The following is a 15,937-nucleotide window of genomic DNA, read 5'->3' as shown; positions in this document are numbered from 1 at the left end:
GACCCCGCCACCCCCTTGTCAGTGCAATTTCACATTACTATGGTACTGCTCGCACCAACCGCTGTAAGCGACGTCAACTCGACGCACAGCAAGGCGAGTTGACTGGGAACCACCCCCACATCCCCCTCCCGACACAGGAGTTCTGGTGTCCCAGCACAGATCCGTGCGCACCACCCTGCTCGCCGCCGTCCTGGCGGCCGGCCTGCTCGTCCCGGTCGGACAGGCCGCCGGTCAGGCGGCCACCGGCGGAGCCTCGCCGCTCGGAGCGCCCGCCGCCGAGGCCCGGCCCCACCCGTACGACGAGGTCGACCGCCTCGCCACCGCGCCCCCGGCCACCGCCGCCCCCGCACCCGCCCCGGGCGGCGCCGTCGCCGGCCGGATCCCCGGGCCCGCCCCCGTCACCGCGCCGCGCGAGGCCGCACGGCGGTCCGCCGCCGCGCCCTGCACCCTCGACGGGGTCACCGGCCTGGCCCCCGAGCGGTTCGCCGACTTCCTCGCCGACCCCGCCGTGACCGCCGACGGCTGTCTGCGCGGCCTCGTCTGGACCTGGGACGCCCGGCTCGCCCCGGTCATGTCCGACGCCCACGTCCAGGCCGTCGCCCGGCGCGCCTCCTCGCTCGCCGCGAGCCACGACGGACGCAACTCCTCCCACCTGGAGGAGCTGTTCACCTACCTCCACGCGGTGGCCTACCACGACTTCTCGCGCGACGAGATCGACACCACCGACGCTCCGACCGTCGACGCCGTGCGCCGCGCCGTCGGCGACTTCGGCACGGCCGTCCGCACCTTCGACGCCACCCCGGCCAACGCCGCCACCCTCCGCGAAGCCCTCTACGCGGCCAGCGCCCCGGGCCTGCGCCAGCACCAACTGCCCCTGATACGCAAGGTCCTGGCGACCATGGGCGCCGACCGCACCGCGACCCGGCTCGACCCGGCCTGGGCGAACGCCGCGCTCGCCGGGCTCTCCGTCAACTACCTCGGCGTCTACCCGGGCAACCAGGACGCCGCCTTCCACGCGGCGGCCGCCGCCGACCCCGCGTACCGCGCCGCCTTCAAGGCCTTCTCCGGCCACGGGCACCTGAAGGGGACCGCCAACGCCTGGGTCGCCCGCGACGCGCTGAGCGAGTACGGCCGCTTCGGCCAGATCAACGGCCTGCGCCAAGGAGTCGTCGCCGACCTCGGCGCCCTCCTCGGCCCGGTCGAGACCACCTTCGGCACCGCGAGCGCGCCGTGGGCCTCGCTCGTCTCCTGGCTCAACTTCTACGACGCCTGCGCCCCCTACGGGGTGTGCAAGGCGGACATCGAGCGCCGGATCTTCCCGTACACCTACACGTACGACAACGGCGCCCTCAAGGTCCGCACCGGTCTCCCGCGCGCGACCGTCGACACGCTCTACCACGCGAGCAAGCGGGTCAAGGCGCACTTCCACCGGGTCCTCGGCACCCAGGAGCCCCTGGCCGGCGACCCCAACACCACCCTGAACATCGTCCTGTACGCCTCGCGCGCCGACTACGAGCAGTACCACCCCATCCTGACCGGGATGGACACGAACAACGGCGGCATCTACATCGAGCGCGGCGCCACCTTCTACACCTACGAGCGGCGCGTCCCGCAGGACTCCACGCTCACCCTCGAAGAGCTCTTCCGGCACGAGTACACGCACTACCTGAACGGCCGGTTCGCGGTGCCGGGCTTCTTCGGCGAGGGCCCCTGGTACCAGAACGACCGCACCACCGCCATGGACGAGGGCACGGCCGAGTTCTTCGCCGGCGCCACCCGTGACGACGGCGTCGCCGTCCGCAAGTCGCTCGTGCGCGGCGTCATCTCCGACACGGCGGGCGGAGGACCGCGCATGACGGTGCGCCAGATCCTCAACGCCACGTACGACGGCGACGGATTCCGCTTCTACTCCTACGCCGGCACCTTCTTCGAGTACCTCTGGACCGAGAAGCCGTCCCTGCTGCGCGAGATGTACCGACACCTGCGCGCCGACGACGTGTCCGCGTACGACGCCTGGCGCGCGCGGCTCGGCTCCGACACGGCGCTCCAGCGCGGCTACGACTCCTTCCTGGACGCCCGGATCCCCGAGGTGGACCGCCTGTACGTGCCGGTCACCACGTTCACGCCGAACGACCGGCTGCGCGACTCCCGGGCCGCCGACGTCGCCGCCTCCTTCGCCGCCGCGACCTCCAACACCCCCGTCTGCGCCGAGACCGGCGCGCCGGGCGGGCGCCGCTTCGTCTGCACCGGCCGGATCACGGCCAACCTCGCGAACGCGGCCAGCACGGACCAGGTCTTCCGGGACATGTCCGAGACCGTCGACTACTTCCTCCTCGACCGGGCGGGCGCCGCCTCGAACAACCTGGCCGACATGAACTGCTCCTTCGGTCCCGTCGACATCTGGACCGGCGGACGCGCGGGAACCTCCGGCTACAGCTGCGAGGGACCCCTGCGCGGCTGAGCCGCGCGCACCGGGACCGGAGGGCGCGCGGTCGGGCGATCCCCGACGCCCTCCGGCCCCGGCCCGCCCCGTTCCCCCTCCGGGGAACCCGCCCTGTTCCTCCGCCAAGGAAGGTGACACCGTACCGCCGTGTCCAAGAGCCAGAGCCCGGACGCCGTGATCATCGGCGCGGGCGTCGTCGGAGCCGCCTGCGCCTACTTCGCCGGCCGCGCCGGACTCTCCGTCGCCGTCGTCGACCGGGGCCCCGTCGCGGGCGGCACCACCGGCGCGGGCGAGGGCAACCTCCTCGTCTCCGACAAGGAACCCGGACCCGAACTCGACCTCGCCCTGCTCTCCGTACGCCTCTGGCGAGACCTCTCCGCCCTGCTCCCGCCCGACATCGAGTACGAGGCCAAGGGCGGCCTCGTCGTGGCGCCCGACCCGACCGCCCTCAAGGCCCTGCGCGCCTTCGCGGAGGGGCAGCGGGCGGCCGGCGTCGAGGCCGCCGAGGTCCCCGGCGACGGGCTGCGCGCCCTCGAACCCCACCTCGCCGACGGCCTCGCGGGCGGCTTCCACTACCCGCAGGACTCCCAGGTCCAGCCCGCCCGCGCGGCGGCCCGCCTCCTCGCCGCCTCCGGCGCCGCCGTCCACCTCGGCGAGGAGGTCACCCACGTCCTGCGCACCCCCTCCGGGGCGGTGCGCGGAGTCCGCACGGCCCGCCGCGAACTCACCGCCCCCGCCGTCGTCAACGCGGCCGGGACCTGGGGCGGCGCGGTCGCCGCACTCGCCGGCACGGAGCTTCCGGTACGGCCCCGGCGCGGCTTCGTCCTCGTCACCGAACCCCTCCCCAGGGTCGTGCGGCACAAGGTGTACGCCGCCGACTACATCGCGGACGTGGCCAGCGGCTCGGCCGCGCTCCAGTCCTCGGCCGTCGTCGAGGGCACCCCCGCCGGGCCCGTGCTCATCGGCGCCACCCGCGAGCGCGTCGGCTTCGACCGCTCGCCGTCCACCGAGGCCCTGCGCCGGCTCGCCGCCCAGGCCGCCGCGCTCTTCCCCGTCCTCGCGGACGTGCGGGTGCTGCGCGCCTACCACGGCTTCCGCCCCTATCTGCCGGACCACCTCCCGGCGATCGGGCCCGACCCGCGCGTCCCCGGGCTGCTGCACGCCTGCGGCCACGAGGGCGCGGGCATCGGCCTCGCCCCGGCCACGGCGCTCCTGATCGCCGCCGCGCTCACGGGGGAGCCGGGGGAGACGGCGCAGGGCCCGGACCCGGCGTCCTTCCGGCCGGAACGCTTCGACCACCCTTCTGGCCCCGGACGACGGGAGAGCACCCCATGAGACGACGCCGTACCCCACGCGCCCTGGTCGGCGGCCGGGCCGAGGCCGCCTTCACCGTCACGTTCGACGGCCGCCCGGTCCCCGCGCTCGACGGCCAGTCCGTCGCCGCCGTCCTGTGGAGCGCGGGCGTCTTGACCTGGCGCACCACGAGGAACGCCGGGGCGCCGCGCGGGGTCTTCTGCGGCATGGGCAGCTGCTTCGACTGCCTCGTCACGGTCAACGGGCGCCCCAACCGGCGCGCCTGCCTCACTCCGGCCCGCCCCGGCGACGCCGTCACGACGCAGGAGGGGACGGGCCGTGCCGGACTCGCCGTCTGAACCGTTCGAGTCGGTCGAGCCGCCCGAGCCGCCGGAGCCGCCGGAGTCGTCCGAGCCGTTCGACCTCGCCGTCGTCGGTGCCGGGCCCGCCGGGCTCGCCGCCGCCGTGGAGGCGGCCCGGCGCGGGCTCCGGGTGGTGCTCGTCGACGCGGGGGAGCGGCCCGGCGGCCAGTACCACCGGCACCCCGCGCCCGGCCTCGGCGCACGGCGGCCGGGGGCGCTCCACCACGGCTGGCGGGAGTTCACCCGCCGCACGGCGGCCCTGGACGGCTTCGTCCGGGCGGGCCGGGTCGCCCACCTGTCCGGACACCACGTCTGGACGGTGGTGCCCGAGGGCCCCGGCTGGAGGCTGCACGCCGTGGCCGTCGGTGACGACGGCGACGCCGCCGCGACCGTCCGGGCCCGGGCGGTGCTCCTGGCCACCGGCTCCCACGAGCGCCAACTTCCCTTCCCCGGCTGGACGCTGCCGGGCGTGGTGGGCGCCGGGGGAGCCCAGGCGATGCTCAAGAGCGGGCTCGTCCTGCCCGGCCGCCGGGTCGTCGTGGCCGGCAGCGGCCCCCTGCTCCTGGCCGTCGCGGGCTCCCTCGCGGCGGCGGGCGCCCGTGTCCCCGCCGTCGTCGAGGCCGGTGCGTACCTCGGCTACTCCGGTTTCCTTCCGGCGCTTCTCCGCACCCCCGGCAAACTCGCCGAAGGGGCCCTGCACGGAGGCGCGTTGCTGCGGTACGGCACCAGACTCCTGGCCCGTCACGCGGTCGTCGAGGCCCACGGCTCCGCGTGCGTCGAGGCGGTGACCGTGGCGCGGCTCGGGTCCGACTGGCGCCCTCTGCCGGGCACCGGCCGCCGGATCCCGTGCGACGCGCTCGCCGTCGGCCACGGCCTCGTACCGCAGCTGGAACTCGCCACGGCCCTCGGCTGCGCGACGCGCACGGCCGCCGACGGGACGGCCGCCCTCGCCCTCGACGCCGAACAGTCGACCTCGGTCCCCGGCGTCTGGGCCGCCGGGGAGACGGGCGGCATCGGCGGCGCCCGACTCGCGGTAGTGGAAGGCGAGTTGGCGGCTATGTCGGTCGCCCGCACCCTCCTCGGCGGCCGGGCGCCGGAGCCCTGCGAGGCCGCGCTCCGGCGCCGCCGCGACCGGCTGCGCGCGTTCGCCGGGGCGATGGGCGCCGTGCACCGGCCCGGTCCCGGCTGGACCGGATGGCTGCGGCCGGACACCGAGGTCTGCCGCTGCGAGGAGGTGCCGGCCGCCCGCGTGACGGAGGCCGTCGACGTCCTGGGCGCGCGGGACGCCCGCACGGTCAAGCTGTTCACCCGCGCCGGCATGGGCTGGTGCCAGGGCCGCATGTGCGGCCCCGCCGTGGCGGCCCTCGCCGGGCACGCCCCCGGGGGAGGGGCGGTCCCGGACCGGCGCCCGCTCTCCTGCCCCGTACCGCTCCGGCACCTGGCGGAACTCCCGGAACGGGACCGTACCGAGAACTGATCTACCGTCAGAAGCAGCCGCCCGTCGGCATCTTGTGGCCTATGGGTTCGTCAGTAAAATGTCACACACCACACAAGGGAGTCCTTTCATGGTCCACGAGCAAGCCCCCGTGCACCGCGACCGCCCCTGGCGCGGGATCATGGTCGCCACCGCCCTCCCCCTGCGCGCCGACGGCTCCGTCGACCACGACGCCTACGCGCGGCACGTGACCCGGCTGATCGCCGAGGGCTGCGACGGAGTCGTCCCCAACGGCTCCCTCGGCGAGTACCAGACGCTCACCGACGACGAGCGCGCCCGCGTCGTGCGCACCGCCGTCGAGGCGGCCGGGGACGGGGCCCGCGTCATGCCGGGCGTCTCCGCGTACGGCGGCGCCGAGGCCCGCCGCTGGGCCGAACAGGCCGCCGAGGCCGGCGCCGGCTCCGTCCTGCTCCTGCCGCCCAACGCCTACCGGGCCGACGAGGCGGCCGTGCGCGACCACTTCGCCGCCGTCGCCGCCGTCGGCCTGCCCGTCGTCGCCTACAACAACCCCCTCGACACCAAGGTCGACCTCACCCCCGCCCTCCTCGCCCGGCTGCACGCCGACGGCAGCGTCGTCGCCGTCAAGGAGTTCAGCGGGGACGTCCGCCGCGCCTACGAGATCGCCGAACTCGCCCCCGGCCTCGACCTGCTCGTCGGCGCCGACGACGTCCTCCTCGAACTCGCCCTCGCCGGCGCGGTCGGCTGGATCGCCGGCTACCCCAACGCCCTCCCGCGCACCTGCGCCGCCCTCTACCGGGCCGCCGTCGCCGGGGACCTCGACACCGCCCTCCCGCTCTACCGGTCCCTCCACCCGCTCCTGCGCTGGGACTCGAAGACCGAGTTCGTCCAGGCGATCAAGCTCTCCATGGACCTCGCGGGACACCACGGCGGCATCACCCGGCCGCCCCGGCTCCCGCTCGCGCCCGAGCAGGAGGCCGCCGTGCGGGCCGCCACGGAGAAGGTCCTCGCGGAGGGCCACGCGTAACCCCGTACGACCGCCCGTCCGTCCGTCCTCACGACACCGACAGAAGGGGACCCATGCGCACCCGCCACGTCTACCACGCGGTGGACTCCCACACCGAAGGCATGCCCACCCGGGTGATCACCGGCGGCCTCGGGGTGATCCCCGGCGCCACGATGGCCGAGCGGCGGCTCCACTTCGCCGAGCACCTCGACCACGTCCGCACCCTCCTCATGTACGAACCGCGCGGCCACGCGGCGATGAGCGGCGCGATCCTCCAGCCGCCCACCCGCCCCGACGCCGACTACGGCGTCCTCTACATCGAGGTGTCCGGCCTCCTTCCGATGTGCGGCCACGGCACCATCGGGGTCGCCACCGTCCTCGTCGAGACGGGCATGGTGCCGGTCGTCGAACCGGTCACCACCGTCCGCCTCGACACCCCGGCGGGGCTCGTGAGCGTCGACGTACGGGTGGAGGACGGCGCGGCGAAGGCGGTCACCCTCACCAACGTGCCCTCGTACTGCGTCGGTCTCGACCTCAAGGCGGACGTGCCCGGGTACGGCACCGTCACCTACGACCTCGCCTACGGCGGCAACTTCTACGCCTTCGTCGACCTCGACGCCCTGGGGCTGCCCTTCGACCGCGCCCACAAGGACGAACTCCTCGCCGCCGGACTCGCCGTCATGGCCGCGGTGAACGCCGGACCCGACCGGCCCGTCCACCCGGAGAACCCCGCCATCGCCGGGGTCAAGCACGTCTACCTGGCCGCGCCCGGCTCCGACGCGACCCGCTCGCGCCACGCCATGGCCATCCACCCCGGCTGGTTCGACCGCTCCCCGTGCGGCACCGGCACCAGCGCCCGCATGGCCCAGCTGCACGCCCGGGGGCTGCTCGCCCCGGGCGCCGACTTCGTCAACGAGTCCTTCATCGGCACCGAGTTCACCGGCCGGATCACCCGCGAGACCACCGTGGGCGGACGGCCCGCCGTCGTCCCGACCGTCACCGGCCGGGCCTGGATCACCGGCACGGCGCAGTACTTCCTCGACCCCGACGACCCGTTCCCCGCCGGTTTCCGGCTCTGAGACCCGTCGGCGGCGGGCGGCCCGAGAGGCGAAACGTGACATTGTACGATGCCCCTCCGTGACTTCTCGGAGGACGCACGATGGGTGACCTGAAGCAGTACGGCCTCGTCAGGGCGCAGGAACGGCTCCGCGACCAGGTCGGACACGCCCTCCGCGCGGCCCTGATCGCCGGGGAGCTGCGCCCCGGCGAGGTCTACTCGGCCCCCGGCCTCGCGAGCGACCTCGGCGTCTCCGCCACCCCGGTCCGCGAGGCCATGCTCGACCTGGCCCGGGAGGGCCTGGTCGAGCCCGTCCGCAACAAGGGCTTCCGCATCACCGAGGTCGGCGAGCGCGACCTCGACCAGTACACCGAACTGCGCACCCTCATCGAGGTCCCCACCGTCGGCCGGGTCACGAAGACGGCCACGCGGGAACAGCTGGAGGAACTCCGCCCGGTCGCCGAGGAGATCGTCGCCCGCGCCCGCGAGCACGACCTCATCGGCTACCTGGAGGCGGACCGCCGCTTCCACCTCGCCCTGCTCGGCCTCTCCGGCAACGAGCGGCTCGTCGAGACCGTCGGCGACCTGCGCAAGCGCTCCCGCCTCTACGGCCTGACGGGCCTGGACGAGGCCGGACTGCTCGTCTCCTCCGCCGAGGAGCACGTCGAACTCCTCGACCTCATGATCGCCGGGGACGCGCGCGGCGCCGAGGCCTGCATGCGCCGCCACCTCGGCCACGTCCGCTCCCTGTGGGCCGAGGGCCGCGACGGGCCGGCGGGCGCCTGACGTCCTCCCGAAGGCCGTCGAGCCGCCGCGGGACCGCCTGACGGGCGGGGAAACGCCGACGGCTCCCGCCCTGCGCACAGGGGTGGGAGCCGTTCGGAACCGACGTGCGGTGCGCGCGGGTCACGCGTGACGGTGCGAGTGCCGGTTGCCGGTGACGAGGCGGTAGAGGGCCAGCAGGATGACGGAGCCGACGATCGCCGCGATCCAGGTGGAGATCTCGAAGAAGCCGTCGACGGAGTCCACGCCGAAGACGACCTTGCCGAGCCAACCGCCGAGCAGGCCGCCGGCGATGCCGATGAGCATGGTGATGATGATGCCGCCGGGGTCCTTGCCCGGCATCAGGGCCTTGGCGACGGCGCCGGCGATCAGGCCGATGAGGATCCACGCGATGATGCCCACGATGCTTCTCCAGTCCGTCACATAAGGAACTTGTCAGTTCTTCGTCTGGACCCATCGGGCTCATGTAAACGCCCCCCGCCGGAAAAACCTCGCGCCGGTGCTCCGGCCGTGCCCGGGCGGCGGCGACGAGGGAGCGCCCCGACGCCCGGCCACCCGCGGATCCGTCCGCCGCGCGAGCGCTGACCGGCCCTCCTCCGCGCCGCGGACACGGCGGAGGGGACTCCCGTGGACACAAGGGAGTTCCCCGCTGTCCACGACGGCCGACGACCCCCGAGGCTGTGCCCAGTCCCGAGCGGCGGGGCGCCGGACGGAATCCCCCCGGTGCCCGTCCGCGCGGCCCCCTCCCCTTCCGCGAAAGGGAACGCCCCCATGCGTCCAGTACGACACCGCCACCTCCTCACCGGACTCGCGACGGTCACCGCCGTCGTCGGGCTCGGCGTCCTCCCCGCCCACGCCGGTCCTCCGGCTCCGTCCCCCGCCGTCCCGGTGCCCGCCGACGTGCGCGCGGCGATGGGCCGCGACCTCGGTCTGTCCGCCGACGGCGTGCGCGACCGGATAGCCGCCGAACAGGCCGCGGAACGGGTCGCGACCGCCGTGCGCGCCACGGTGGGGGACCGCGTCCCGGGACTGTGGTTCGACGCCTCCGACGGGCGCCTGCACGCCGCCGTCACCACCGGTGCCGACGCCGACGCGGTCCGCCGGGCGGGAGCCGTCGCCCAGCGGGTCCGGCACTCCGCCGCCGCGCTCGACGCCGCCGCCCGACAGGTCGGCCGGTGGGCCGAGAACGTCCCCGGCCTGCTCTCCTGGGGACCCGACGTGCGCGGCAACCGGGTCGAGGTCGTCCTCGACCCCGCCGGAAGCACCGCCGCCACCGACGCGCTGAGGACCCGTCTCGCCGGCCTCGGCGACCTGGTGGCGATCACCGAGTCCGAGGACGCGCCCCGGCAGCAGGGCGGGAACGTGGTCGGCGGGGAGAAGTGGGTGCCGGGCGCGGAGAGCCCGTGCTCCATCGGCTTCTCCGTCACCCGCTCCGGCGGGGCGAAGGCCTTCCTGACGGCCGGTCACTGCACCAACGACGCCGACCAGGCCGCCTACGGCAAGGACGGCACCCGCGTCGGCACCTCCAACAAGAACGGCACCGGCAGCGTCAACGCCGCGGAAGGCGACTTCGGGATCGTCGACGTCGACCAGGCGGGCTGGCAGACGGCCCCGACGGTCTCCGGATGGGGCAAGGGCGACGTCACCCTCACCGGCAGCGCCGAAGCCGTCGTCGGCACCGCGATCTGCCGTTCCGGCCAGACCACCGGACTCCAGTGCGGCGAGGTCACCAAGGTGAACCAGAGCGTCGACTACGGCAACGTCGTCATCAACGGCCTGTCCTACTCCAGCGCCTGCTCGGCCGGCGGCGACTCCGGCGGCTCCTACGTCACCGCGACCGGAGGAAAGGCCGTGGGCCTGCACTCCGGAGGCGGCAGCGCCACCTGCTCCTCGGGCAGCGGCGAGAAGTTCACCATCTTCCAGCCCGTGAACGAGGCCCTCGCCAAGTTCGGCGCCTCCCTGGTCACCTCGACCCCGCAGCCCGGCGAGGTCACCGTCGCCGCCGTCGCCGCCAGAACCAGCCCCACCGGCACCCCCGTCGAACTGAGGAACGGCGCCGAGGGCGGCACCGCCCCCTACACCTGGTCCGCCACCGGCCTCCCGGCCGGCCTGTCCATCGCCCCGGCCACCGGGACGATATCCGGCACCCCGACCACGGCCGGCACCTCCTCCGTCACCGTCACGGCCACCGACACCACCGGCCGCAAGGGCTCCACCTCCTTCACCTGGACCGTCACCGCCCCCGGCACGGGCGGCCCGGTCCTGGCCGCCCCCGGCAACCAGAACCTCTCCGTCGGACGCCCCTTCAGCCTCGCCCTCCGGGCGAGCGGCGGCACCGCGCCGTACGCGTTCTCCGCGACCGGCCTGCCCGCCGGCCTCGGGATCGACGCGGCGAGCGGAGTCGTCTCCGGCACCCCCACCGCCTGGGGCTTCCGCAACGTCACCCTGACCGTCACCGACGCCACCGGGAAGAAGGCGTCCGCCACGGTCACCTTCACCGTCTGGTCCTGACCCCCTCCGGATCCCGCACCCCGGACCCCGGTTCCCGACCGGGGCCCGGGGCGCGGCCGTTCACACGCCCTCGCCGGGCCCCACGAGCGCGGCGAGTTCGGTGCGGTTGCGCACCCCGACCTTGCGGTAGACGCGGCTGAGCATCGCCTCCACGGTCTTGCGGGAGACGAACAGCCGGTGGGCGGCCTCGGGATTGCTCCTCCCCTCGGCGACCAGGCGGACGAGGAGCCGCTCGCGGTCGGTCAGCCGGTACGCCTCCCCGCCGTCCGGACCGGCGGTCCCGGCCGAGGCGCCCGCGAGGCGGGCGAGGTGGCCTTCCACGAGCGCCGACCACGGGTGCGCGCCCGCCGCGGCGCACACCGTACGGGCCCGCTCCCACACGGCCTTGGCCGCGGCGACCCGCCGGCGCCGGCGCTCGACCCGCCCCCACGCCAGCAACGTGCGCCCCTGCTCGACGGGCCGGCCGAGGACGGCGAACGCGGCGGCGGCCTCCTCGAAGGCGCCGGCCGCCCGGTCGAGGTCCCCGGCCCGCGCGAGGCACAGGGCGCGGGCCCGGGAGACGGTGGCGCGCGCGAAGGCGTGCGAGGCGTGGGCGGCGGTCACCTCGTCCAGCCGGTCCAGCATCCCGTGCGCCCGCTCCAGGAGCCCGGCGGCCGCGAACGCCTCCACGGCGTCGGCCTGCCACCGCAGGGCGCCGGGGTCGTCCGGCCGCGACGACCCCCCGCCGGCGGCCAGCTCCTCGAAGGCGGCGAGGGCCTGCCCGATCCGTCCGCAGTGCAGGTGCGCCGCCCCCGCGATCCACAGGTTCCGCGTGGTGTGGAGCCGGTCCCCCTCCGACCGCGAGGCCCGCAGGCCCCGCAGGGCGTAGTCCACGGCCTCCTCGAACGAACCGCCGTGACAGTGCACGAGGGCGGAGGTGTACCAGACGGGGCCGGGGGAGAGGTTCGCCTCCCGGGTGTACGACCGGGCCCGCGCCGCCCACGCCAGGGCGTCCGCGCAGGCACCGAGCCCGGCGTCGACCTCGGCCAGGCTGCGGCACAGGTCGGTGAGGTCCTCCGCGCCCCCGGCGGCCTGCGCCACGGGAAGCAGGGCCAGCAGCGAGGCGCGTGCCTGCGGCAGGTGCCCGTCGAAGACGGCGAGGCGGGCCCCGAGGTACTCGGGACTGTTGGCGACCCCGAGGGCGTGGGGCGGCACCGCGAGGGCCAGCGCCGACCGCAGGGTGGCACGTGCGTCGTCCGGCCGCCCCAGCACGCGCTCCATGCGCGCGGCCATCGTCAGCGCGGCCGCGTGCAGGGCGTCGTCGCCGGCACCGCGGGCCAGCGCGGCGGCGGTGCGGGCATGGGCGAGGGACCCGTCGAAGTCCTCCGCGGCGACATTGGCCCGGATGGCCGCCCGCAGCTCGACGGCGGCCAGCAGCCGCGGGTCGTCACGGGCGGCGCCACGGGCCGCGGCGAACAGCGTCTCCGTGGTGGTCAGGTCCTGCCCGCAGACGTCGACGACCGCGAGCAGCGCCTTCACCCGCTGCTCGGGAGCGCCGTGCTCGCGCACGAGGCACTCGGCCGCGTGGTGGGCGCCCCCGACGTCCCCCGCCGCCGCCGCGTCCAGGGCGGCCTCGGCGAGCCGCTCGGACCGCAGCCCCGGCAGCTGGGGCGGGGTCAGACGCGCGGCGAGCAGCATGAGTCCGGAGGCCAGGTCCCGGTCCCCCGCGGCCCGCGCGGTCACCGCGGTCCGCGCGGCGTCCTCGGCGGTCGGCCGGTCGGTCCCCTCCGCGGCCGTCGCCCGGTGCCACACGGCGCGCACCGGATCGGAGACCGCCGCGGCCAGGGCCCTGTGGTCCCGGCGGCGGTCGGCGGCGGTGCCGGTCCCGGCGGCGGCCCGCGCCAGGGCCCGGGCGGAGAACCGGACGGCGGTCGGGCCGGTGCCGTCCGGGCCGTCCAGGGCGGTCAGCAGACCGGCGCGCACCGCGTGGGCGACGTGGTCGTGGGCCTCCCGGTGGCCCGCCCGGTACAGCAGGTCGGTGTCGGGCCGGTGCGCCAGGGCCGCCGTGCGCAGCGTCCGGCGCACCTCCTCCGGCACCGTGCGCAACCACGCGTCGGCGAGCGCGTCGGCCCGCTCCAGACCGTCGAGGGGCAGGGGCCCGAGGGGCCCGCCCCGCGCGGGCGGCCACCGTGCCAGCCCTTCGCAGCAGGCCGCGAGGAGGGCGCGGTTGCCACCGCAGTGACGCAGGACGGCCGCGCTCCAGCGCGCCGGGAGACCGAGCGCCTCCAACCGGTCGGCGACCTCCCCGTGTCCCGCCGCGGGAACCGGGACGACCGGCGGATGGCCGCCCAGCAACTCCGCGGCCCGGTGCGGCGGCCCCACGGTCCGCTCCGCCGCGACCACCGCGAGGCGGTCGCGCCCCACCGCTCCGGCCGCGTGGCCCAGGACGTCGGCGCTGACCGGATCGAGCCACTGGACGTCGTCCACCACCACCAGCGGACGCGGCGTCTCCCGCAGCGTCCGCGCGGCGAGGACGCGCAGCCGCAGCCTGGTCGCGGCGTCGACCTCCCCGCCCGCGTACGGCAGGAACTCCTCGGAGAGCTGCACCAGACCCGAACAGGGCAGCAGTTCGTCCCCCGGCCGGTTGCGGACGTGCCGCACCCCGCCGCTCCACCGTTGACACACGGCCTCCAGGAGGGTGCTCTTCCCGGCGCCCCACGGACCGTGGACGACGACCCCGCCGTGGCGGGCGAGCAGTTCCGTCACCTCGCCGACGACGGCGTCGGGGGTGTCGCGGACGGGGCGGCGACGGCCGATCCCGCCGCCGTCGGCGACGTCTGTGGTCATGGACGCACGCTAGGCGCCCCCCGGCTCCCCGGCCAGAGCACCGGCCCCTCCCGGGAGGGAACGAGGGATCTCCCCTACGCCGGTGGGGAGGACGGGGCCGCGGAGCGGCCGGGCTCCCCGCCCGGCGGGACGATCGAGCGCTTGAGGACCTCGCCCGTCGGCCCCTCCGGCAGGCGGTCGGCGAGCCAGATCCGGCGCGGATGCTTGTGGGGGGCGACCCGCTCCCGCACGTGGGCCCGCAGCTCGGCGGGGGAGACGCGCCGGCCGGGGCGCAGGACCACGGCGGCCGCGACCTCCTGGCCGTGCACCGGGTGCGGGACCCCGAGGACCGCCGCCTCCGCCACGTCCGGGTGGAGGTGCGGGACCTCCTCCACCTCCCTCGGGTAGACGTTGAACCCGCCCCTGATCACCACGTCCTCCAGCCGGTCCACCCCCCCCGGAAGTCGCCGGCCGCACCCCGCGCGAGCGGAGCAGTGCGGCGGTCCGGTGGGCGTGGAGCAGCGGGACCAGGTTCCCGTCCGAACCGAGCCGGAACGCCGGCGCGGGCGCGGAACCCGTGTCCACGTCCGCCAGGAGCACCGCCCCGTCCCGTCGCCGAGCGGCACCGCCGTCGACCGGTCCTCGTGGTCGGTGATCCGGGTCAGCGCCTCCGCGCCGCAGACCAGGACGGTCCCGGCCCGGCCGGACTCGATCAGGGCGACGGCGTGGTCCAGGCCGTACACGAACCCGGCGCAGGCCGCGTGCGGGTCGAACGCGGCCGCTTGGTCCGCGCCGAGCCGGGCGGCCACCTCCACGGCCAGGCCGGGCGTGGTCCGGTCGGGGGTCGTGGTCGCGACGACGACGTGCCCCACGTCGGCCGCCGTGCGCCCCGACCCGGCGAGCGCCTGCCGCGCGGTGGCCAGGGCGAGGTCGGCCAGGTGCCCGTCCTCGGGCAGGAAGCGGCGCTCCCGGATGCCGGTCCGCTTCACGATCCACACGTCGGAGGACCCGATCGCCTCGAAGTGGCTGTTGGGCACGGTCCGTTCGGGCAGCGCGGAACCGGTGCCGACGATCGCCGCGGTCACGGGCGCTCCTCCCGGGCGCTCAGGGGCGCGGCGGTCGGCGGGACGGTACGGGGCTGACCTCCGGCGCCGGTACGGGCCGGGGCCCCGGGGGCTCGCCGACGGCCCGGGCGCCCATGCGGACGGCGTGCATCCCGCCGTCGGCGTGCACGGTCTCGCCGGTGACGGCCGCCGCCAGGTCCGACAGCAGGAACAGGACGGGGCCGACGAGCCGGGCCGGGTCGGCGCGGTTCCAGCCGAGCGGCGCCTCCTGCTCCCAGCGGTCCGCGATCCGGTCGAAGGTGCCGACCGCCCGCCCGGCCACCGTCTCCACCGGCCCGGCCGCCACCAGGTTGACGCGGATGCCGGAGTGCCCGAGGTAGAGAGCGAGGTAGCGGCAGACCGCGCCGAGCGCGGCCTTGCCGACCCCCGTCCAGTCGTACCCCGGCCACGCCCCCGACGCGTCGAAGTCGAGCCCGACCACACTGCCCCGGGCCGGGCCGCCGCCCCCGCCCTCCCGCAGCAGCGGGGCGAGCGCGGTGGTCAGCGAGTGCAGCGAGAACGCCGCCGTGCGCAGGGCGAGCGTCGCGTCCTCGACGGAGGTCGTGAGGAAGTTGCCGCCGAGGGCGGACCCGGGCGCGGCGGCGATCGCGTGCAGCACGCCGTCCACCGCGCCCCAGCGCCGCTCCAGCTCCTCCGTGAGGCCGCCCAGGTCCTCGGGGCGCGTCACGTCGAGTTCGAGGACGTCGGCCGGGTACGGAAGGCCCGAGGCCGCCGCCTCCGTGATCCGCCGGGTGCGCCCGAAGCCCGTCAACAGGACCTCCGCGCCCGCCTCCTGGAGCGCGCGGGCGGTGTGCCAGGCGATCGAGTCGTCGTTGAGGACCCCGGTCACCAGATAGCGGCGCCCCGACAGGCCGAGCAGGTCGGGGACGTGGTGGGAGTCGCGGGAGGCGCGCATCGGGACCGTCCTTCCACGGCCGGGACCAGGGCCGCGTCGTGTACGCCGGAACCGGACGAGGCGGAGGATCCGACGCGTCGCATCGCTCGTTCGGCTCCGGCCGGGAGGCCGCGGACGACGCGGACGACGCGGACACCGCGGTCGTGGAGCGGGGGAACGGTACCCACGACGCGGTCGCCCATCAACGGGGTCCCGGACCGGAATG

At 76.0% G+C, this 15,937-nt stretch carries 12 protein-coding genes; 8 read left to right on the top strand and 4 right to left on the bottom strand.

What is annotated here, in order from left to right; all coding sequences use genetic code 11:
• Positions 1-145 precede the first annotated feature (145 nt).
• From ADL08_RS19515 to ADL08_RS19485, 7 genes are all read left to right on the top strand, one after another.
• Positions 146-2,461, top strand: coding sequence for a collagenase (locus tag ADL08_RS19515; protein WP_053644668.1), 2,316 nt, complete (start codon positions 146-148; stop codon positions 2,459-2,461).
• Between the two features lie 129 nt (positions 2,462-2,590).
• Positions 2,591-3,778, top strand: coding sequence for an NAD(P)/FAD-dependent oxidoreductase (locus ADL08_RS19510; protein WP_053644666.1), 1,188 nt, complete (start codon positions 2,591-2,593; stop codon positions 3,776-3,778).
• Complete coding sequence (locus ADL08_RS19505) at positions 3,775-4,095, top strand: (2Fe-2S)-binding protein (RefSeq protein WP_053644663.1); 321 nt, start codon at positions 3,775-3,777, stop codon at positions 4,093-4,095. The genes ADL08_RS19510 and ADL08_RS19505 overlap by 4 nt, the downstream gene beginning before the upstream one ends.
• Positions 4,076-5,575: an NAD(P)/FAD-dependent oxidoreductase gene (locus tag ADL08_RS19500; protein WP_053644661.1), complete on the top strand. Its 1,500-nt coding sequence runs from the start codon at positions 4,076-4,078 to the stop codon at positions 5,573-5,575. Before ADL08_RS19505 ends, ADL08_RS19500 begins: the two co-directional genes overlap by 20 nt.
• Before the next feature lie 88 nt (positions 5,576-5,663).
• Positions 5,664-6,578, top strand: coding sequence for a dihydrodipicolinate synthase family protein (locus tag ADL08_RS19495; RefSeq protein ID WP_053644659.1), 915 nt, complete (start codon positions 5,664-5,666; stop codon positions 6,576-6,578).
• 53 nt (positions 6,579-6,631) lie between these two features.
• Positions 6,632-7,636 (top strand): proline racemase family protein, encoded by a 1,005-nt coding sequence (locus ADL08_RS19490; RefSeq protein ID WP_053644658.1) that lies wholly within the window; start codon positions 6,632-6,634, stop codon positions 7,634-7,636.
• A gap of 80 nt (positions 7,637-7,716) precedes the next feature.
• On the top strand, positions 7,717-8,400 hold the full coding sequence (locus ADL08_RS19485) for a GntR family transcriptional regulator (protein ID WP_053644656.1): 684 nt from the start codon (positions 7,717-7,719) through the stop codon (positions 8,398-8,400).
• A gap of 120 nt (positions 8,401-8,520) precedes the next feature.
• Here ADL08_RS19485 and ADL08_RS19480 read toward each other — a convergent pair whose 3' ends face one another.
• Positions 8,521-8,799: a GlsB/YeaQ/YmgE family stress response membrane protein gene (locus ADL08_RS19480; RefSeq protein ID WP_053644654.1), complete on the bottom strand. Its 279-nt coding sequence runs from the start codon at positions 8,797-8,799 to the stop codon at positions 8,521-8,523.
• Between the two features lie 369 nt (positions 8,800-9,168).
• Here ADL08_RS19480 and ADL08_RS19475 point away from each other — a divergent pair, with 369 nt between their 5' ends.
• Positions 9,169-10,908 (top strand): putative Ig domain-containing protein, encoded by a 1,740-nt coding sequence (locus tag ADL08_RS19475; RefSeq protein ID WP_053644652.1) that lies wholly within the window; start codon positions 9,169-9,171, stop codon positions 10,906-10,908.
• 60 nt (positions 10,909-10,968) lie between these two features.
• On the opposite strand, the gene ADL08_RS19470 is transcribed toward ADL08_RS19475, so the two are convergent.
• The 3 genes from ADL08_RS19470 to fabI all read right to left on the bottom strand — a co-directional run bounded on the left by ADL08_RS19470 (position 10,969) and on the right by fabI (position 15,732).
• Positions 10,969-13,734, bottom strand: coding sequence for a helix-turn-helix transcriptional regulator (locus tag ADL08_RS19470; protein ID WP_053644651.1), 2,766 nt, complete (start codon positions 13,732-13,734; stop codon positions 10,969-10,971).
• Positions 13,735-13,808: 74 nt separating this feature from the next.
• Positions 13,809-14,798 (bottom strand): AMP-binding enzyme, encoded by a 990-nt coding sequence (locus ADL08_RS39015; protein WP_324610453.1) that lies wholly within the window; start codon positions 14,796-14,798, stop codon positions 13,809-13,811.
• Positions 14,799-14,817: 19 nt separating this feature from the next.
• Positions 14,818-15,732 carry an enoyl-ACP reductase FabI gene (fabI, locus tag ADL08_RS19460; RefSeq protein WP_078968415.1) on the bottom strand — a complete coding sequence of 305 codons (915 nt, stop codon included), beginning with the start codon at positions 15,730-15,732 and terminating at the stop codon, positions 14,818-14,820.
• Positions 15,733-15,937 lie beyond the last annotated feature (205 nt).

The organism is Streptomyces sp. NRRL F-6492 (assembly GCF_001280125.1).
Classification (GTDB): Bacteria; Actinomycetota; Actinomycetes; order Streptomycetales; family Streptomycetaceae; genus Streptomyces.
This window is presented reverse-complemented; position numbering and strand designations above follow the sequence as displayed.